This is a genomic window from Phytohabitans sp. LJ34, assembly GCF_052068095.1.
Taxonomy (GTDB): Bacteria; Actinomycetota; Actinomycetes; order Mycobacteriales; family Micromonosporaceae; genus Phytohabitans.
The window spans coordinates 558,946-577,153 of the sequence record NZ_JBQHDG010000001.1 but is presented as its reverse complement, the minus strand read 5'-3'; the positions used below and the strand labels follow the sequence as shown (position 1 = coordinate 577,153).

Below are 18,208 nucleotides of genomic sequence, written 5' to 3'. Positions count from 1 at the left end.
GGGTCACCTCCCGCGCTCAGCGCTTGTGCTTGGCGACCGAGGAGTCGGCGGCGACCGCGTCGGCCGCCTTCTGCACGCGTTCCGCCCACTTGTCCGGCGTGGTGCGCTTGGTGAGCAGCTCGCCCGTGGCGTCGTCGAGCGCCTTGGACAGCGGCGGGTACCAGGTGCGGAAGCGGTACCCGAACATGTTGGCGCCGGCGGCCTTCGCGGTCTCGGCGGTGGAGGCGAGCCCGCTGCTGAGCGTCAGGCCGTCGGTGGCACCGCCCACGACCGGCAGCGCCTTGGAGTTCTGCGCGAAGCCGCGGGCCACCTTCTTGGAGAAGAGGATCCGCAGGTACTCCAGGCCGCCGCGGGCGTTGCCGGCCTTGGCGGGTACGAGGAACGACTCGCTGCTCGCTGCCATCACCGCGCCGGCGGGCAGCTTGTCCGCGCCGGTCAGCGCGGGGACGGTGCCGAGCACCATGTCGAAGCCGGCCGGGGTCACCTGCTGCTGCTCACCTTCCAGCCACGAGCCGCAGGGGATGAACGCCGCCTGGCCTTTGCTCCACGCGTTCTGCGCCTCGGTGTGGGACAGCGCCTCGGAGCCGGCCATGATGTATCCGCGCACGGCGAGCTGGTAGACGGCGTCGGCCGCAGCGAGCATCGAGGGGCTCTTCCAGATGCCCGGCTCGAGATTGTCCACCGACTTGACCAGGTCGTGCCCGCCCGCCTTGGCCGCCAGCGACATCAGCGGGTCGTTCATGTACTCGGGAAACTTGCCCTGCCACGTCCACGGCGCGACGCCGGTCTTCTTGATCTGCTCGCAGAGCGTGAGCATCTCGGCCCAGGTGGTCGGATACGTCCAGCCGTTCTTCGCGAAGAGCGATTTGGAGTACCAGATTCCCCATAGGACGGACGAGTAGTTGAGCACGAAGACCTTGCCGTCGAACGTGCCGTCCTCGACCACGCCCGGCATGAGCGTGTCCCGAACCGTCTTCGCCGGATCGTCGAGGCTTGGCGCGTCGAGCAGCTCGGTGAGGTCGGTGAGCTTGCCCGACGACACGAGCGTCACGAGGTCGAGCCGGCCGGCGCCACTGTTGTCCACGACGTCCGGCGGGTCGTCGGAGATGAAGCGGGGCTGGAGCACCTCGCCCACCCGTTGGATCCCCTTGTGGTCCACGGTGGCCTTCGGAAACCGCTGCTGGTAGACGGTGCCCGCCTCGATGGCGTACTGGTCGCCGTAGCCGCCCTTGAAGACGACCACCTCCAGCGGCGCGTCGGCCGGCGCGCCCAGCGGGTTGTCGGCGGTGGTGTCGCCCTTGGCGCTCTTGTCGTCGTCGTCGGCGCCGCCGGTGGCGCAGGCGCTGAGCGCCGTCGCCGCGACCGCCCCGAGCAGCAGGCCGCGTCTGGTGGGATGCGTATGCACGGTTGGCCTACCTTTCAAAGGACTATGCGGTGCGCCGGATACGGCCGGCGTACCGCGCTTCCAGGAGCTGGTTGTGCTCGGGCCCGCCGGGGATGTTGGCGGACAGGTAGATGGGCGGGGTCTGCCCCGCCTCGACGAGGCGGGCGACCACTTCGGCGACGACCATCTGCGCCAGCAGCGCGGCGGTCACCGAGGAGACCGCGCCGATCTGGCCGGGAAGTGCCACGTCGCCGTACGGGGCGCCGTTGTCGAGCACCACGTCGGCGATGTCGCTCAGGCGCTTGCCGGAGGGGTGCCGCGGCTCGACGCGTCCACTGTGTTCCAGCGAGGTGACCGCGATCAGGCCGTGCCCGCGCTCCTTGACCAGCAGGGCCAGCTCGACCACCACGCCGTTGACGCCGGAGTTGGAGGCGATGACGAACACGTCGCGCGGGTCGACCGGCGCGAGGTCGTAGAGCCGCCGGGCCACCTCGGGGTCGCGCTCCAGGCCCGGATCGTCGAGTACCTCCCGCGGCTGCCCGCCATAGAGGACGATGTCGCGCAGCGCGATGCGGTTGGTGGGCACCAGCCCGCCGGCCCGGCCGGCGATCTCCATGGCCAGCGCCTCCGAATGGCCCGAGCCGAAGGCCTGCACCACGCCCCCGCGGTCCAGCGCGTCGGTGACGAGAGCCGCGGCGCTCTTGACGCCATCCGCCTGGCTGGTGCCCACCTTGGCCACAAGCTCAGTGATCATCGACAGGTACGCCTGTGCCGTCATCCCCGCTCCTCGATCTCAGCCGCGGCGCCGGCGCGCCACGGGTTGGTCACGCAACCGGTGCGCCTCGACCGCGCGGGCGGTCACCTCGAACGCCTCGGTGGTGCGCTCGTACGTCCGCTGAGCGACCGCGACGTAGATGAGGTCGAGCGCGACGAGCTGGGAGTGCAGCGCGGAGAGCGCCGCCACCCGGAACGTCGTCTCGTGCACGGCCGTGGTCAGCGTGATGTCGGCCGTCTCGCCCAGCGGGGAGCGCTCGAACGAGGTGACCGCCACGGTCAGCGCGCCCTGCGAGGCCGCCTCGGCGAGCATCTCGATCACCTCGCGGGTGCGGCCGCCGTGCGAGAGGGCGATCGCCACGTCGCCGGGGCCGAGCAGGGCCGCGTTGGTGAGCGCCTTGTGCGCGTCCTCCCGGTACCAGACCGGGATGCGGATGCGCTCCAGCCGGAACGCCATCTCGCGGGCCGCCGTGCCGCTGCTGCCGAGCCCGAAGAGCTCGACCCGGCCCGCGGTCGCGATCGCGTCGGCGACCTGGGCGACCTTGTCGAGGTCGAGGCCGGCCGCGGTCTCCTGGATCGCCCGGGAGTCGGCGCTGGCGATGACGCCAAGCACGCGGTCGAGCGGGTCGCCGGGCTCGATCTCGCGGTCGATGTCGGTGACCCAGCGGGCCTGCTCCTGGCGCCCGATCTCGGCGGCGAGCGCGACCCGGAGCGCGGCGTACCCACGAAAGCCCAGGACCCGGCAGAACCGCGTGATCGTGGCGGTGGACGTGCCGGCCCGCTCGGCCAGGTCCACGATGGACGCCTGTGCCGCCTCGGCCGGGTCGTCCAGGATCTGCTCGGCCACGCGCTGGAGCGCGTCGGGGAGCGTGGACAGCTCCATCCGGAGCCGGCCGATGACACCCTGGGTCTGCACCGTCACCGTAATTCCTTTCATCGTTGCCTGGTGATGAAGAAAATTACGATTGATGGGCGCTCGCGGTCAAGAGTGAGCGAAAAAATTTTGACGACTGCGGGTGGCCCGCCCCAGGTGTTTGACCACAAAGGACCAAGCGTGTGCTAGCGGCTACGTTCCGTAGAACATGACCCTAGTCCACGCCCATCCTCTTTTCGGTCCGTCTAGTTTGGCCGATCGGACCAAAGAGGGCTGGTAGAAAGCATGACCACCGATCATGCCGGGAAGTTGTGCCGCTCAACGCACCTCTCAGGCAACTCCTACCGACAGTGATATGCGGGACCATATGGCGGGGAGCGAACGATGATCAATCTTTTGACGCTTGGGGGAACGAGCGTGTCAGCGCGCGAGGTGGAAGCGGCGTGACCGTTGTCGAGCCCAGCGTGACCGCTGCCGAGCGGCGGCTGGCCGAGCTGGATGCCTCGTTCGAGGACTTCTGCCGGGAAAACATAGTGGCGGTCGAGCGGTTCCTCCGGAGCCAGTGCGGCGACCGCGAGCTGGTCCAGGAGGCCGTGCAGGAAACGCTCATCACGGCCCGGGACAAGTGGGAAGAGATCAGCGGCTACGAAAAGCCGCTCGCCTGGGTGTACAAGACCGCCCGATACAAGCTGATGAACGAGCAGGCCCGGCAGCGCCGGGAGGCGACCGCGACGCTCGACGAGGTGCCGACCGACCGCCTCGTCGCGCCGCCGGCCGACTCCCGCGAGGCGCAGGAGTGGTTGCTCGGCTGCCTGCGCCGGCTGCCGGAGCGCCAGGCGGCCGTGTTCGCGCTCGCGTTCGAGGGCTGGACCGATCCGGAGATCGCGCGGATCCTCGGCATGGCCGACAACACCGTGCGGTCGTACAAGGCGGCCGCCCGCCGCCGCCTGAAGGAACTTGCCAAGGAGGCGGGCTTCGTCACGCCCGCCCGGGGGCGGTGACGGTGGACCTCGACGACATCCTGGCCCTGGCCGGCAGCCACAAGCCCACGGTCTTCGAGCGGGCCAGCGCCAGCCGCAACACCCGGTGGGTGCAGCAGCAGTACGCGCGGGCCAAGGCCGACGGCCGCGACCTGGTGGGCGACGTCGACATGCACGACCCCCTGCGCGGCGACACCGGCGAGGTCCGCCGCATCACCCGCGCGGCGCAGCTCGCCAAGCAGGGCACCGTGCGGTGGGACGCGGCGACCGGCGAGCTGACCTGGTCCGACGAGATGTCCCTGATCTTCGGCCGGCCGCCCGGGGCGGTCCGCCAGACCGTCGACGCGCTCTACGGGCTCACCCACCCCGACGACTCCTACCGCGTCCGGCTGGCGGCGACAGCGGCCTGGCGGGATCGCACCGCCACCGAGCTGACCTGCCGTGTGGTGCAGCCGGCCGGGATCACCAGGTGGGTGCACTGCTACATCGAGGTCCTCACCGGCGACGACGGCGAGCCCACCGGCATCATCGGCACCGCGCAGGACGTCACCGAGCTGGAGCTGGCCCGCAGGGAGCACGACCGGCGGGCCCGCCGCCGTGCGATCGTCGAGCGGGCGTCGGGCTCCCTCGGCCCCGGAGACGGGCTGCGCGACCGCACCGGCTTCAGCGACGAGATCGACCGCGCACGCCGCGCCGGCACCGGCGTGCTGCTGGTCCTCGCCACCGAGCCGCAGGGCGCCACCGACTCCGAGCGCCTCTCCGCGGTCGTGGCCACGTTCATCATGAAGCTGGCCCGCCGCAACGACATCTGCGGCATCCTCGGCCCGGGCGAGTTCGGCGTGCTCATGCCCGACATCGGCCTGAGGCCGGCCACGTCGCTGGCGCAGACCATCGTGGAAAAGCTGCGCGCGCAGCGTTTCGTCGCCGGCCCGCACGGCCTGCGGCTCGACGCGTGGGGTGGCCTCGTGCGCTTCGAGGCGCACGACGAGAGCAGCAGCATCGACCTGCTCATCGACGCGGAATCGGCGTGGCGGCACGCGAAGGAGACCGGCGCCGCCCTCAAGGCGTTGGCCCGCCCGGCCCCGGCCGACGAGCGGCAGGAGGCCTGGCGCACGCGGGTCCGCGCGGCGGTGGCCGGCAACGGGTTCACGCTGTATACGCAGCCGATCCTCGACCTGCGGCTCAACCAGATCACCCGGCAGGAGATCCTGCTCCGCACGCTCAACGACGCGGGCAACCCGGTGCCGCCCTCGCCGCTGCTCGACATCGCCGAGCACGTCGACGAGACGCTGCCGATCGACCTGTGGGTGATGGACAACGCGTTCGAGCTGATCGCGCAGGGCCCGCCCACGCCGCACTACCAGATCAACCTCTCCGGTCGCTCGCTCGGCGAGCCCGGCCTGCTCGGCCGCGTGCAGGACCTGCTGCACAAGCACGACGTCGACCCGCGCCGCATCACGTTCGAAATCACCGAGACCGCGCGCATCGACAACCGCTCCGAGGCGATGTACTTCGCACGGGCGATCCGCGAGCTCGGCTGCCAGCTCGCACTCGACGACTTCGGCGCGGCGTACAGCTCGTTCATCTACCTCAAGTCGTTTCCGATCGACCTGGTCAAAATCGACGGCGCCTTCATCACCGACATCGTCAACTCACCGACCGACCAGGCGCTCGTGCGGTCCATTGTGGAGGCCTGCCAGGCGCACGGCGTGCTGACCGCCGCCGAGTACGTGCGGGACGCCGCTACAATCGAGCTGCTGCGCGGCTTCGGCGTCGACTTCGCCCAGGGGTACGAGGTGGGCGCCCCGATGCCCATCGCCGGCGCCCCGGCCTCCTCCGGCACGTCGATCGAGTTCGACCTGCGCATCGACTCACCCGCGTAGCCTCTGATCCTTTTCCCGCGTCCGCGTCAGTTGTAGACCGTATGCTCCCGCGCGCGGGCCTGGCAGCGGAGGTCGGGGATCTCGGCTCGCTCTGCGAGCCGCCGGCCGGAGCGGTGCCCGCGGGAGCATACGGCCAGCAGGTGACACGGACGGGGGCAAATCTGCTCTGGAGAGCTCGTCATCTCTGCCTCTGGAAAGCTCGTCGTCGGATCATGAATAGGCTGGGCGCGTGGGACGAAGCGTTTACGTCGCTGGGCTGGGGCCGGGTGGCGGCAAGTCGACGATCGCGCTCGGGTTGGCTGAGCTGCTGTCGCGGCAGGTGGAGGGGATCGGCGTGTTTCGGCCGCTGGCGCCCTCCAACGGCCGTGACGCGATCCTCGAACTGCTGCGGGAGCGTTACCGGATCGAGGATCCGTACGAGGATCTCTACGGCGCCACGTACGCCGAGGCGGGTGAGCTGATCTCCACTGGTCGGCGGGAGGAGCTGATCGCGCTGATCGTGGGGCGCTTCCGCGAGGTGGAGCGCCGGCACAAGGCGATGGTGATCGTCGGCAACGGGCTGCGGGCGGACGACGAGACCGACGAGCTCGCGTTCAACGCGCGGCTGGCCAACGAGTTCAGCAGCGTGGTCGTGGCGGTGGTCGACGGCCAGGAGCAGGAGGACGTGGGGGCGGCGTCGAGTCTGGGCTACCACGGGCTGAGCGATCTCGGGGCGACCGTGCTGGCGGTGATCGCCAACCGGGTGCGGCCGGGCACCGCGATGCCTGAGCTGCCCGTGCCGGCGTACGCGATCCCGGAGGTCCCGACCGTCTCGGCGCCGACCGTGGCGGAGGTGGCGGCCGGGCTGGGCGCGAGCCGTCTTGCGGGTGACGACGCGGCGCTCGACCGGGACGTGCTGGACTTCGTGGTGGGCGCGGCACACGTGCCGCTCGTGCTGGAGCACATGACCGACGGGTGTCTGCTGATCATGCCGGGCGACCGCGACGACCTGCTGGTGGCGGCCGGCGCGGCGCGGGCGGCGGGCTCGCCGGCGATCTCCGGCGTGGTGCTGACGCTCGGTGTGCGGCCCGACCCGCGGGCAATGCGGCTGGTGGAATCGCTCGGCGCGGGGTTGGCGGTGCTCTCGGTGCCGACCGACAGCTACCACACGGTGGAGGCGATCGGGCGCATCGAAGGGCGCCCCACGGCGGCCCACCCGCGCAAGGTGGAGGCGGCGATCGGCGCATTCGAGTCCAGTGTGGACAACGAGGAGCTGATGCGCCGGCTCGACGTGGCGCGGGCGCCGCGGGTGACGCCGCTGATGTTCGAGTACGAGCTGATCGACCGCGCCCGCCTGGAGCGGCGCCACCTGGTGCTGCCGGAGGGTGCCGAGGAACGGATCCTGCGCGCCACCGAGACGCTGCTGCGCCGCGGGGTCGCCGACCTCACGCTGCTCGGCGACCCGGACGAGATCGCCCGCAAGGCCAAGGACCTCGGGCTCGACGTCGACGGGGCGTCCATCGTGGATCCGGCGGCGAGTCCATGGCTGGAGGAGTTCGCCGGGTTGTACGCGGAGATCCGCCGCCACAAGGGCGTCACGCTCGACCTGGCTCGTGACGTGGTGCGCGACGTCAGCTACTTCGGCACGATGATGGTGCACACCGGGCGGGCGGACGGCATGGTCTCCGGGGCCACACACACGACCGCGGCGACGATCCGGCCCGCGTTCGAGATCATCAAGACCGTGCCCGGTGTCTCGGTCGCCTCCAGCGTCTTCCTGATGCTGCTCGCCGATCGGGTGCTCGTCTACGGCGACTGCGCGGTCAACCCCGACCCGGACGCGGCCCAGCTCGCCGACATCGCACTGTCGTCCGCGGACACCGCGGCCCGCTTCGGCATCGAGCCACGGGTGGCGATGCTTTCGTACTCGACCGGCTCGTCCGGCGCCGGTGCGGACGTGGAGAAGGTCGCGGCGGCCACCGCGCTGGTGCGCGAGCGGCGGCCGGATCTGCCCGTGGAGGGGCCGATCCAGTACGACGCGGCGGTCGACCCGAGCGTGGCCCGCACCAAGCTGCCCGGCAGCACGGTCGCCGGCCACGCCACGGTCTTCATCTTCCCGGACCTGAACACGGGCAACAACACGTACAAGGCGGTGCAGCGCTCGGCCGGCGCGGTCGCGGTCGGCCCGGTGATGCAAGGGTTACGGCGGCCGGTCAACGACCTCAGCCGGGGCGCCACCGTCAAGGACATCGTCAACACCGTGGCCATCACGGCGATCCAGGCGGCCACGTCATGAAAATCCTCGTGCTCAACAGCGGGTCGTCAAGCGTCAAGTACCAGCTTTACGACGGCGACACCACCCTCGACGAGGGCACGGTGGAGCGGGTCACCGACCACGATGCCGCCCTGGCCGAGGTGACACAGCGGCTCGATCTGTCCGGGTTGGACGGTGTCGGGCACCGCGTGGTCCACGGTGGAGGGTTGTTCAGCGAGCCGGCTCTCGTCACCGACGGGGTCGTCGCGGCGATACGGCATCTGATCCCGCTCGCGCCCCTGCACAACCCCGCCAACCTCGCCGGCATCGAGGTGGCCCGCAAGCTGCTGCCCGGAGTGCCGCAGGTGGCCGTCTTCGACACGGCGTTCCACCGCACGCTCCCCGAAGAAGCGGCCACCTACGCGATCGACAAGGAGCTGGCGGACTGGCACGCCGTGCGCCGGTACGGCTTTCACGGCACCTCGCACGCGTACGTATCCCGGCGCACCGCCGCGCTCCTCGGGCGTCCACTGGAGACGGTCAACACGATCACGCTGCACCTCGGCAACGGTGCCAGTGCCTGCGCCGTCGAAGGTGGACGGTCGGTCGCCACGTCGATGGGGCTGACGCCGCTGGAGGGCCTCGTGATGGGCACCCGTTCGGGTGACGTCGACCCCGGCGTGCTGATCTACCTCGCGCGCAACGCGGGGATGAGTATCGACGACCTCGACAACATGCTCAACCACCGCAGCGGCCTGCTCGGGCTGGCCGGGGTCGGCGACATGCGCGAGGTGCTGAGCCGCCGCGCCGCGGGCGACCGGGCCACCGCACTCGCCCTCGCCGTGTACTGCCGGCGGATCAAGGAGTACGTGGGCGCGTACTACGCGGTGCTGGGGCGCCTCGACGCGATCGCGTTTACGGCCGGGGTGGGCGAGCGTGCGGCGGTGGTGCGTGCCGAGTCGCTGGCAGGCCTGTCACGGCTGGGCATCGAGATCGACACGGAGCGCAACGAGCGGGTCGAAGAGGGGATCATCTCGCCGGACGGTGCGCCGGTCGCTGTCTTCGTGGTGCCGACCGACGAAGAGTTGGAAATCGCCACGCAGGCGCGCGGCGTGATCGCGTCAGCCCGCGGCGAGGAACGCGATTAGCACGACAAGGATCACGGCCAGCACCGCGACACCGATGATCAGCGGCAGGCGGGACGGCGCCTTCTCGGCCTCCGCCGGGGCCTGCGCGAAGGAGCGGAAGGCCTCCGTGTTACCGCTCGGGTCCACGTACTCGTCAGACATGGCCATGACCATAGCGTGGTAGGGCAGGCCCTACCACGATGGCGCGGTGTTCCCCACCAGAAAGTGGGGTGTGCGCTGGATCGAGACGGATCAGCGCCGCTCATAGCGTCTTCGTCATGACGACATCCATGTTGCGACCGCCGGAGAGCCGGCCGGACGAGACCCTGACGAGCCACCGGCGGCCCCGCAACCTGGCCGCCTCCGTCGCCCGCTTCAGCGCGCGGCACCGCGCCACCGCCATCGTCGGCTGGCTGCTCTTCGTGATCGTGGCGACCGCGCTGAGCGCGGTGATCGGCACGGTCAGCGCCGAAGACAGCGACTACGGCAACGGCGAGTCCAAGCGCGCCGAGCAGATCATCGACGCGGCCGGCTTCCCGGACCGGGCCGGCGAGATGGTGATCGTGCAGAGCGGCACGCTCACCACCAACTCGATCGAGTTTCGCAACGCCGTCCGCGAGGCCGCCAGCGCCGTCGAGGCCACCGGCCAGGTGGAGAACGTGAACGCCGACGCGGTCTCCGAGGACAAGCGCTCGGCGCTGGTCACGTTCGACATGAAGGGCGACCCGGAGACGGCCGTCGACCGGATCGACCCGGTGTTCAAGGCCGTCGAGGGCGTGCAGGACAAGCATCCAGACCTGATCGTCGCGCAAACCGGCGAGGTCAGCATCGACAAGGCGATCGACAGCCAGGTGGAAGGCGCGCTGGGCACCCTGTCGATGCTTTCGCTGCCGGTGACGCTCGGCATCCTGCTCGTGGCGTTCGGCGCGTTCCTGGCCGCCATCCTCCCGCTGGGCTTGGCCGTCACCGCGTTCCTCGCGTCGCTCGGCCTGCTGGCCGCGAGCAGCCGCTTCTTTCCCGCGGACCAGTCCGTCACCCACCTGATGCTGCTCATGGGCCTGGCCGTCGGCGTCGACTACTGCCTCTTCTACATCCGCCGCGAGCGGGAGGAGCGGGCCAACGGCGCCAGCCCCGAACAGGCACTCGCCACCGCGGCGGCCACCTCCGGGCGCTCGGTGATGATCTCGGCGTTCACCGTGATCATCGCGATGGCGGGCATGTTCCTGACCCAGGACGTGACGTTCATCAGCCTGGCCGTCGGCACGATCCTTGTCGTCGCGGTCGCGGCAGTGGGCTCGCTCACCGTGCTCCCGGCGATGCTCTCCAAGCTCGGTGACAAGGTCGACCTGGGCCGCATCCCGGGCCTGTACCGGCGCAAGTCCAACGGCCGCTTCTGGCGCTTCGTGCTCCGCCTGGTGCTGCGCCGGCCGGGTGTCTCCGCGACGATCGCGGCCGCCGCGCTGATCGCCCTGGCGCTGCCGGCGCTCGGCATGAAGCCCGCGTCCGACGGCATCGAGGGCGTCAAGCACGACGAGGCCGCGATCCAGACGTACGACCGGGTGCAGGCCGCCTTCCCGGGCGGCGCCGACCCCGCCACCGTCGTGGTCAAGGCGGCGGACGTCACCGACCCGGCGACGACCGCGGCGATCGCCGACTTCAAGGCCAAGGCGCTGGCCACCGGCCAGCTTCACGAACCGGTGTCCGTCGAGGTCAATCCCGACAAGACGGTCGCCCTGATCAGCATCGGCCTCTCCGGCACGGGTACCGACAAGGTCTCCGAGGACGCGGTACACACCCTGCGCGACGACGTCATCCCGCACTCGCTCGCGGGTGTGGCCGGTGCCGAGGTAGCGGTCACCGGGGACGCGGCCCAGTCGGTCGACTTCAACCACGCGCTCACCCGCAGCGTGCCGCTGGTGTTCGCGTTCGTGCTGGGCCTGGCGTTCGTACTGCTGCTCGTGTCGTTCCGCTCGGTGGTCGTGGCGGTGACCGCGATCGTGCTCAACCTGCTCTCGGTGGCCGCCGCGTACGGCGCCCTGGTGCTGGCCTTCCAGCACGGCTGGGGCTCCGGCCTGATGGACTTCCAGGAGCGCGGCACGATCACGAGCTGGATCCCGCTGTTCCTCTTCGTGATCCTGTTCGGCCTCTCGATGGACTACCACGTGTTCGTCCTGAGCCGGATCCGCGAGGGGTACGACCGCGGCTGGCCGACCAAGCTCGCGGTGTCGCGCGGCATCCAGAACACGGCCGGCACGATCACCATGGCGGCGGTGGTGATGGTCGCGGTCTTCGCACTCTTCACCACGGCCCCGCTGACCGCGATGAAGGAGATGGGCTTCGGTCTCGCGATCGCGGTGCTCATCGACGCCACGATCGTGCGGGCGGTGCTCCTCCCCGCGGTGATGGCCATGCTGGGTGAGCGCAACTGGTACCTGCCCCGCTGGCTCGGCTGGCTGCCCCGCCTCTCGCACAACTGAGGTCCTTGGTGTCCAGACGGCCGCCGCACGGGAACCGGAAAGCCGGCCCCGTGCGGCGGCCTCGTCCGTACCGTCAAAACATGAAGCGGTTTGCGGCGGGGCTCGTCGGCGTGGCCCTGCTGCTCGCTTCGGCGGCGTGTGGCGCTCCGGCGCCACACGCCGTTTCGCACGCGGCCGCGGTGTCCGCCCCGGCCGGCACCTACCCGGTCGGCGTCCGCACGCTGGCGCTCAGCCGCGGAAAGGCCAGGCCGCTGCCCACCACCGTGTGGTATCCGGCGCGCCAGGCCGGCCGGGACGCCCCGATCGCCGCCGGGCGCTTCCCCGTGGTCATCTACAGCCACGGCCTGCACAGCCTCCCCGCCTACCACGCGCAGATCGTCACCCGTTGGGTGGCGGCCGGCTTCGTGGTGGCCGCGCCGGCCTACCCCCGCACCCGCGAGGGCACTCGCCGCTTCAGCCGCGCCGACGTGCGCAACCAGCCGGCCGACGCCTGGTACGTGGTGCGGAAGGTGCTCGCCCTCCCCGCCTTCGCCGGTCACCTGGACGGCAGCCGCATCGGCGCGGCGGGACACTCCGCCGGCGGCTATACCACCGCGGGCCTCTTCACGGCCGGCCACGACCGCAGGCTGCGCGGCGGCATCGTGATCGCCGGGGCGGGGATGGCGGGCGCTTTCGCCGGCCCGAGCGCGGCCATGCTCTTCGTACACGGCACCGCCGACCCCACGGTCCCGATCGAGGCCGCCCGCGCGGCGTACGACCGCGTGCACTGGCCGAAGTCGTTTCTCGCGCTGCCCGGCCAGGACCACGGCGCCTACCTGACACCCGGCCAGCCCGGCTTCACCCAGGTGCTGGCGACGACACTCGACTTCCTGAGGTGGATCCTCTACGACGACGCCGGCGCCCGGAGCCGCCTGGAGCTGGCGATCTGACCGCTGGCGTCTCGGCGCTACGGTGTGGGCCGTGGCAGGGCGATCCGGCGTGGTTCTCGGCGTCGACTTCGGCACGTCCCACACCGTGGCCGCGCTCTCCAGCCCGGCCGGGCCGGGCCGGCCGCTTCAGTTCGAGTCGAGCTTCCTGCTGCCGTCCGCCGTGTACGCCGAAACCGACGGCCGGCTGCTCGTGGGCCGCGACGCGGAGCGCAGCGCGCGACTCGACCCGGCGAGCTTCGAGCCCAACCCGAAGCGAAGCGTCGACGACGGGGTGATCCTGCTCGGCTCCCGCGAGTACCAGGTGCCGGATGTGATCGCCGCGGTGCTGCGCCGCGTCGTCGACGAGGCGTCCCGCGTTGCCGGCGCGATGCCGGCCGAGACGGTGCTGACCTACCCGGCCAACTGGGCGGCCAGCCGCAAGGGGGTGCTGGCCGAGGCCGCCGCACGCGCCGGCGTGCCGGCGGTCACGCTGATCGCCGAGCCGGTCGCGGCGGCGGGGTACTTCACCCGGGACCTCGGGCACACGGTGCCTTCCGGCGGCGCGCTGGTGGTGTACGACTTCGGCGGCGGCACGTTCGACACCACCGTGCTGCGGCGCGCCGGTGACGACTGGGAGATCCTCGCCACCGACGGCCTCACCGACCTGGGCGGCCTGGATCTCGACGCCGCGATCGTCGAGCACCTGTCGCGAACAGTCGGCGCGAGCGACCCCGACCGCTGGCGCCGCCTGGTGCGTCCGGCGGACGACCTGGCGCGGCGGCGGCACCTCATGTTCTGGGCCGACGCCCGATCCGCGAAGGAGCAGCTGTCGCGCAGCTCGTCGGCCGCCATCCACGTCCCGCTGTTCGACGTCGACACCCACCTGACGCGGGAAGAGTTCGAGCGGATGGCCCGGCCCTACGTCGAGCGGACCGTCGACCTGACCATGGCGGCGCTGCAACGGGCCGGGGTACGCCCGCACGAGGTGGGCGGGGTCTTCCCAGTCGGCGGGTCCAGCCGGATCCCGCTGGCCGGCACGCTGCTACACCAGCGGGTCGGTGTGTCACCCACGCTGGTCGAGGATCCGGAGCTGGTCGTCGCGCTGGGCAGCCTGCCCGCCGCGGCGCCGGTCCGCCCGGTGCCCCCCGTGTCCGCCCCGGCCGGGGGCGGTCCCGAGACACCACAGCCGATCCGGCCCACGTCACCGGCCGCCGCGCCCGCGCCGCCCAGCTTCTCCGCGTCACCGCCGTTGCCCGGCCACCCACCGCTGTTTCCGCCGACCCGGGCGGTGCCTGCTTCCTCCCCGCGGCGCCGAAGGCCGGTCGCCGCGACCGTGCTCATCCTCGCGCTCCTGGCCTGCGTCCTGCTGCTCGGGCAGGTGGTCGCCGAACAGTTCGGCCGTTGAAATGGCGGACAGCCAGCGCGCCGACATTTGACAACGAGCGGATAACCGCCGCGAACACGACCGAGATCCCGTTCACCCTCAGCGTGCCGGCCTCGCCGTCCGGCGGCTGAGGCACCATGGATGGGTGATCGACGGGACCGAGCGGCTGGCGGAGATGGTTGCGGAGGGTGGTGTCGCCGTCCTCACCGGGGCGGGCATCTCCACCGACTCCGGCATTCCGGACTACCGCGGGCCGGACGGCGTGCAGACGCGGCACGCGCCGATGACCTACCAGATGTTCACCCGCGACCCGGTCGCGCGCCGGCGCTACTGGGCGCGTAGCCACCTGGGCTGGCGGACGATCGCCCGCGCCGAGCCCAACTCCGGGCACCACGCGGTCGCCGACCTCCACGCGGGTGGGCTGCTCCGCGGCGTGATCACACAAAACGTCGACGGCCTGCACCAGTCCGGCGGGTGCGCCGAGGTGATCGAGCTGCACGGCAACCTCGACCGGGTGGTCTGCCTCGACTGCGGAGACGGCACCGCCCGAGACGACCTCGATCGCCGGCTGCGCCTGGTCAACCCGGAGTTTCACGCCCAGGTGATCGCCGTCAACCCGGACGGAGACGTCGACCTGCCGGACGGCGCGGTGGAGCGGTTTCGCCTGGTGGGCTGCCGGGCCTGCGGGCGCGGCACGCTCAAACCCGACGTGGTCTTCTTCGGCGAGACCGTGCCCCGGCCGCGGGTCGACGCGAGCTTCGCGCTGGTGGAGAGCGCCCGGCTGCTGCTGGTGCTCGGGTCGTCGTTGACCGTGATGTCCGGGCGGCGGTTCGTGCTGCGAGCGGCGAAGCTGGGCATCCCCGTGGCGATCGTCAACCGCGGGGCGACCCGCGGCGACCCGTACGCGGCGCTCACGCTCGACGCGCCGCTCGGCGCGGTGCTGCCCGACCTGGTGCGGCTGGTGGGCGCGGGAGGCGTCGTTGCGCGCTAGCGTCGCCGCCGCCTCCGTCCTGCTGCTCGCCGGCTGCTCGGTGTCCCTGCCCACGCCGGTCAGCACCACCGCGGCGCCCACGCCGAAGGCCACTTCCGCGCCCGCTCCCGAGCAGACCGGCCGGGCGCCCGCACAGACCTTCGACGTCGACACCCGCCAACTGCGGCTCAGCCGGGGCGCCGACCGACCGCTGCCGGTGACGATCTGGTACCCGGACGCCGGCGCCGGCCGCTTTCCGGTCATCCTCTTCAGCCACGGGCTGACCGGCCGCCCCGCCGACTACGCGCCGCTGCTGGAGCACTGGGCGTCGGCGGGGTTCGTGGTCGCCGCGCCCGCGTACCCGCACACGAGCCGCGGCGTGGCGCGCGTCGACGCCCTCGACGTGATCAACCAGCCGGCCGACGCCACGTACGTGCTCACCGAGGTCCTCAAGCTCGACCGGCGCTCCGGCGACGCCCTGCGCGGGCGCCTCGCTACCGACCGCCTCGCCGCGGCCGGCCACTCCGCGGGTGGCATCACCACCATTGGCCTCTTCAGCGTGGCCCGCGACGAGCGGCTCGACGCCGGCGTAGTGCTCTCCGGCAGCGGGCTCGGCATGGGGCTGGGCTTCACCGGCCCGCCGGCGCCGCTGCTGTTCGTGCACGGCCAGCGCGACTCGGTCGTCTCGTACGCCTCCGGCAAGGCCGCCTACGACAGCGTGCCGTGGCCCAAGGCGCTCCTCACCCTGCCCGACGGCGACCACGGCCAGTCGTTGCTGCGCGAGGGCAACCGGGCGTTCGACGTGGTGGCCGACTCGACGCTCGACTTCTGGCGCTGGTCGCTATACGGCGACGCGGACGCCAAGCGCCGCCTGCCCGAGGACGCGACGTCGGCCGGCCTCGGTCGCCTCGACGACCAGCTCTAGGTTGGGCTTGTCGCGCGGGCCTGGCAGCGGGGGTCGGGGGTTTCGGCGAGCCCTGGCGAGCCGCCGACCGCCGCGGTCTCCGGCGGGAGCGGCGGTCCGCCGCTGACGCGGACCCGGGAAACATCTTCTATCGGGTGTGGTCGACGACGACCTTGCCGAAGACGTCGCCGGAGTGCAGGCGGGCGAACGCACCCTCCACATCGGAGAACGGGAAGACGCCGTCGATCACCGGGCGGATGCCGCGCTCCTGGCAGAGGGCGAGCAGGCCGGCCAGCTCCTCCGGCGTGCCCATCGAGGTGCCGATGATCTCCAGCTGCATCGCGAAGAGGCGGCGGAGGTTGACCTTCGGCTCGTGACCGGAGGTCGCGCCGGAGACCACGATGCGGGCGCCCGGCGCGGCCGACTTGAGCGAGTGGTCGAACGTCGCCGCGCCTACCGTCTCGATCACCACGTCGACCCGCTCGGGCAGGCGGGCACCCGGCTCCAGCGCGGTCGCGCCGAGCTCGGCGATCCGCTCGCGCTTTTCGGCGTCGCGGCTCGTGGCGTACACCCGCTTGCCGAGCGCGGCGGCCAGTACCACTGCGGCGGTCGCCACGCCACCACCGGCGCCCTGCACGAGCACGGCCTCACCCTCGTCGACCCGCCCGCGGGTGGTGAGCATGCGGTACGCGGTGAGCCACGCGGTCGGCAGGCACGCGGCGTCCGCGAAGGACACGCCCGCCGGCTTGGGCACGAGGTTGGCGCGGGGGACGGCGACCCGCTCGGCGAGCGTGCCGGGATGGCGCTCGGAGAGGATCGAGTAGCCGCGCGGGTCGCCCGGGTCGGCAACCACCGGGTACACGACCACCTCGGCACCGGACGGGTCGACGCCGGCGGCGTCGCAGCCGAGGATCATCGGCAGCTGCTGGGCGGAGAGCCCGACGCCGCGCAATGACCAGAGGTCGTGGTGGTTGAGCGAGCTGGCCCTGACCTCGACCGTCACCCAATCCGGGCCGGGCGGCGCCGGCTCGGGCCGCTCGCCCACCTCCAGCGCGGCGAGCGGGTTGTCGTCGTCGAATCCAGAGGCGTACGCAGCGCGCATACGGCCAGACGTTACCGCCTGGCCACGCCGTCGCGGCGCGCCGCCTCGGTCACCGCGGCCGCTACCGCGGGCGCCACCCGCGGGTCGAGCGGCGAGGGCACGATCGCGTCGGCGCGGAGGGCGTCGGCAACCACGCCGGCGATCGCGTCCGCGGCGGCCACCTTCATGCCGTCGGTGACCGTCGTCGCCCGCGCGTCAAGGGCGCCGCGGAAGACGCCGGGGAACGCGAGCACGTTGTTGATCTGGTTGGGGAAGTCGCTGCGGCCGGTCGCGACCAGCGCCGCGTGCCGGGAGGCGACGTCGGGGTGCACCTCGGGCGTCGGGTTGGCGAGCGCGAAGACGATCGCCTCCGGCGCCATGCCGGCCACCGCCTCCTCCGGGATCTGGCCACCGGAGACGCCGATCAGCACGTCGGCACCGGCGAGCGCGTCGGCGATGCCACCGGACAGTCCGTTTCCGTTTGTCATGGCGGCCAGCTCCGCCTTCACCGGGGTGAGGTCGCTCCGTCCGCCGTGGATGATGCCGCGCGAGTCGACGACGACCACCTCGGCGGCGTCGACGCCACCGGCGATCAGCATCTTGGTGACCGCGACACCGGCCGCGCCCGCACCGCTCACGACCACCCGCAGGTCGTCCATCTTGCGGTCGAGCAACGTGATCGCGTTGCGCAGGGCGGCGAGCACGACGATCGCCGTGCCGTGCTGGTCGTCGTGGAAGACCGGGATCGGCAGCGCCTCGTCGAGCCGCCGCTCGATCTCGAAGCACCGGGGCGCGGAGATGTCCTCCAGGTTGATCCCGCCGAACGACGGCGCCAGCGCGGTGACCACGGAGATGATCTGGTCGACGTCTTGCGTGTCGAGGCAGATCGGCACCGCGTCGACGCCGCCGAACTGCTTGAACAGCACCGCCTTGCCCTCCATGACCGGCATCGCGGCCGCCGGCCCGATGTTGCCCAGGCCCAGCACGGCGGTCCCGTCGGTCACGACCGCCACCGTGTGGCCGGTCCAGGTGTAGTCGGCGGCCAGGTCCGGCTCCGCCGCGATCGCCTCGCACACCCGGGCCACTCCTGGGGTGTACGCCAGCGAGAGGTCTTCGCGGCTGGTCAGCGGCACGGTGGCGGTGACGGCCATCTTGCCGCCGTGATGGAGCTCGAAAACGGGATCGCTCGCGAACCTGCGATCCAAAGAGGACGAAGACATGCGGTGACT

The 18,208-nt window shown here is 71.7% G+C and carries 15 protein-coding genes; 9 read left to right on the top strand and 6 right to left on the bottom strand.

The genetic code is table 11. The annotated features are described in order from the left end of the window. Positions 1 to 16: 16 nt before the first annotated feature. Genes ngcE through ACTMTJ_RS02765 form a run of 3 tightly spaced genes read right to left on the bottom strand, consistent with a single transcriptional unit; the run spans position 17 to position 3,080 of the window. Positions 17 to 1,405: an N-acetylglucosamine/diacetylchitobiose ABC transporter substrate-binding protein gene (ngcE, locus tag ACTMTJ_RS02775; RefSeq protein WP_441214399.1), complete on the bottom strand. Its 1,389-nt coding sequence runs from the start codon at positions 1,403 to 1,405 to the stop codon at positions 17 to 19. A 22-nt stretch (positions 1,406 to 1,427) separates the two neighbouring features. Further along, positions 1,428 to 2,162: a sugar isomerase domain-containing protein gene (locus tag ACTMTJ_RS02770; RefSeq protein WP_441214398.1), complete on the bottom strand. Its 735-nt coding sequence runs from the start codon at positions 2,160 to 2,162 to the stop codon at positions 1,428 to 1,430. A 15-nt stretch (positions 2,163 to 2,177) separates the two neighbouring features. After that, complete coding sequence (locus tag ACTMTJ_RS02765) at positions 2,178 to 3,080, bottom strand: MurR/RpiR family transcriptional regulator (protein ID WP_441214397.1); 903 nt, start codon at positions 3,078 to 3,080, stop codon at positions 2,178 to 2,180. 395 nt (positions 3,081 to 3,475) lie between these two features. On the opposite strand from ACTMTJ_RS02765, the gene ACTMTJ_RS02760 reads away from it, so the two are divergent. From ACTMTJ_RS02760 to ACTMTJ_RS02745, 4 genes are all read left to right on the top strand, one after another. Beyond that, the gene (locus ACTMTJ_RS02760) at positions 3,476 to 4,033 is read left to right on the top strand and encodes an RNA polymerase sigma factor (RefSeq protein ID WP_441214396.1); all 558 of its coding nucleotides are present in this window, start codon (positions 3,476 to 3,478) and stop codon (positions 4,031 to 4,033) included. A gap of 2 nt (positions 4,034 to 4,035) precedes the next feature. Continuing rightward, a complete protein-coding gene (locus tag ACTMTJ_RS02755; protein WP_441214395.1) occupies positions 4,036 to 5,895 on the top strand; it encodes an EAL domain-containing protein in 1,860 nt (619 codons plus the stop codon). A 229-nt stretch (positions 5,896 to 6,124) separates the two neighbouring features. Beyond that, complete coding sequence (gene pta / locus ACTMTJ_RS02750; protein WP_441214394.1) at positions 6,125 to 8,170, top strand: phosphate acetyltransferase; 2,046 nt, start codon at positions 6,125 to 6,127, stop codon at positions 8,168 to 8,170. After that, positions 8,167 to 9,276: an acetate/propionate family kinase gene (locus ACTMTJ_RS02745; RefSeq protein ID WP_441214393.1), complete on the top strand. Its 1,110-nt coding sequence runs from the start codon at positions 8,167 to 8,169 to the stop codon at positions 9,274 to 9,276. The genes pta and ACTMTJ_RS02745 overlap by 4 nt, the downstream gene beginning before the upstream one ends. Here the strand turns inward: ACTMTJ_RS02745 and ACTMTJ_RS02740 are convergent. Then, positions 9,250 to 9,417: a hypothetical protein gene (locus tag ACTMTJ_RS02740; RefSeq protein WP_441214392.1), complete on the bottom strand. Its 168-nt coding sequence runs from the start codon at positions 9,415 to 9,417 to the stop codon at positions 9,250 to 9,252. The two genes, ACTMTJ_RS02745 and ACTMTJ_RS02740, sit on opposite strands and share 27 nt — an antisense overlap. Positions 9,418 to 9,455: 38 nt before the next feature. On the opposite strand from ACTMTJ_RS02740, the gene ACTMTJ_RS02735 reads away from it, so the two are divergent. From ACTMTJ_RS02735 to ACTMTJ_RS02715, 5 genes are all read left to right on the top strand, one after another. After that, entirely contained in the window at positions 9,456 to 11,732 is a 2,277-nt protein-coding gene (locus tag ACTMTJ_RS02735; RefSeq protein WP_441214391.1) for an MMPL family transporter, read from the top strand. An 80-nt stretch (positions 11,733 to 11,812) separates the two neighbouring features. Then, entirely contained in the window at positions 11,813 to 12,661 is an 849-nt protein-coding gene (locus tag ACTMTJ_RS02730; RefSeq protein ID WP_441214390.1) for an alpha/beta hydrolase family protein, read from the top strand. Between the two features lie 31 nt (positions 12,662 to 12,692). Then, positions 12,693 to 14,045: an Hsp70 family protein gene (locus ACTMTJ_RS02725; protein ID WP_441214389.1), complete on the top strand. Its 1,353-nt coding sequence runs from the start codon at positions 12,693 to 12,695 to the stop codon at positions 14,043 to 14,045. 154 nt (positions 14,046 to 14,199) lie between these two features. Beyond that, positions 14,200 to 15,015, top strand: coding sequence for an NAD-dependent protein deacetylase (locus tag ACTMTJ_RS02720; RefSeq protein WP_441214495.1), 816 nt, complete (start codon positions 14,200 to 14,202; stop codon positions 15,013 to 15,015). Beyond that, positions 15,005 to 15,919 carry an alpha/beta hydrolase family protein gene (locus ACTMTJ_RS02715; RefSeq protein WP_441214388.1) on the top strand — a complete coding sequence of 305 codons (915 nt, stop codon included), beginning with the start codon at positions 15,005 to 15,007 and terminating at the stop codon, positions 15,917 to 15,919. The genes ACTMTJ_RS02720 and ACTMTJ_RS02715 overlap by 11 nt, the downstream gene beginning before the upstream one ends. A 127-nt stretch (positions 15,920 to 16,046) precedes the next feature. Here ACTMTJ_RS02715 and ACTMTJ_RS02710 read toward each other — a convergent pair whose 3' ends face one another. Further along, positions 16,047 to 17,000, bottom strand: a complete 954-nt coding sequence (locus tag ACTMTJ_RS02710; protein ID WP_441214387.1) for a zinc-binding dehydrogenase — start codon at positions 16,998 to 17,000, stop codon at positions 16,047 to 16,049. An 11-nt stretch (positions 17,001 to 17,011) separates the two neighbouring features. Then, on the bottom strand, positions 17,012 to 18,199 hold the full coding sequence (locus tag ACTMTJ_RS02705; protein WP_441214386.1) for an NAD(P)-dependent malic enzyme: 1,188 nt from the start codon (positions 18,197 to 18,199) through the stop codon (positions 17,012 to 17,014). Positions 18,200 to 18,208 lie beyond the last annotated feature (9 nt).

What these genes read in the sequence shown, in the direction of transcription:
- ACTMTJ_RS02770 (WP_441214398.1), bottom strand. Translation starts at nt 2,162, where the DNA reads ATGACGGCACAGGCGTACCTGTCGATGATCACTGAGCTTGTGGCCAAG.
- ACTMTJ_RS02745 (WP_441214393.1), top strand. Translation starts at nt 8,167, where the DNA reads ATGAAAATCCTCGTGCTCAACAGCGGGTCGTCAAGCGTCAAGTACCAG.
- ACTMTJ_RS02740 (WP_441214392.1), bottom strand. Translation starts at nt 9,417, where the DNA reads ATGTCTGACGAGTACGTGGACCCGAGCGGTAACACGGAGGCCTTCCGC.
- ACTMTJ_RS02735 (WP_441214391.1), top strand. Translation starts at nt 9,456, where the DNA reads ATGGCGCGGTGTTCCCCACCAGAAAGTGGGGTGTGCGCTGGATCGAGA.
- ACTMTJ_RS02730 (WP_441214390.1), top strand. Translation starts at nt 11,813, where the DNA reads ATGAAGCGGTTTGCGGCGGGGCTCGTCGGCGTGGCCCTGCTGCTCGCT.
- ACTMTJ_RS02720 (WP_441214495.1), top strand. Translation starts at nt 14,200, where the DNA reads ATGGTTGCGGAGGGTGGTGTCGCCGTCCTCACCGGGGCGGGCATCTCC.
- ACTMTJ_RS02710 (WP_441214387.1), bottom strand. Translation starts at nt 17,000, where the DNA reads ATGCGCGCTGCGTACGCCTCTGGATTCGACGACGACAACCCGCTCGCC.
- ACTMTJ_RS02705 (WP_441214386.1), bottom strand. Translation starts at nt 18,199, where the DNA reads ATGTCTTCGTCCTCTTTGGATCGCAGGTTCGCGAGCGATCCCGTTTTC.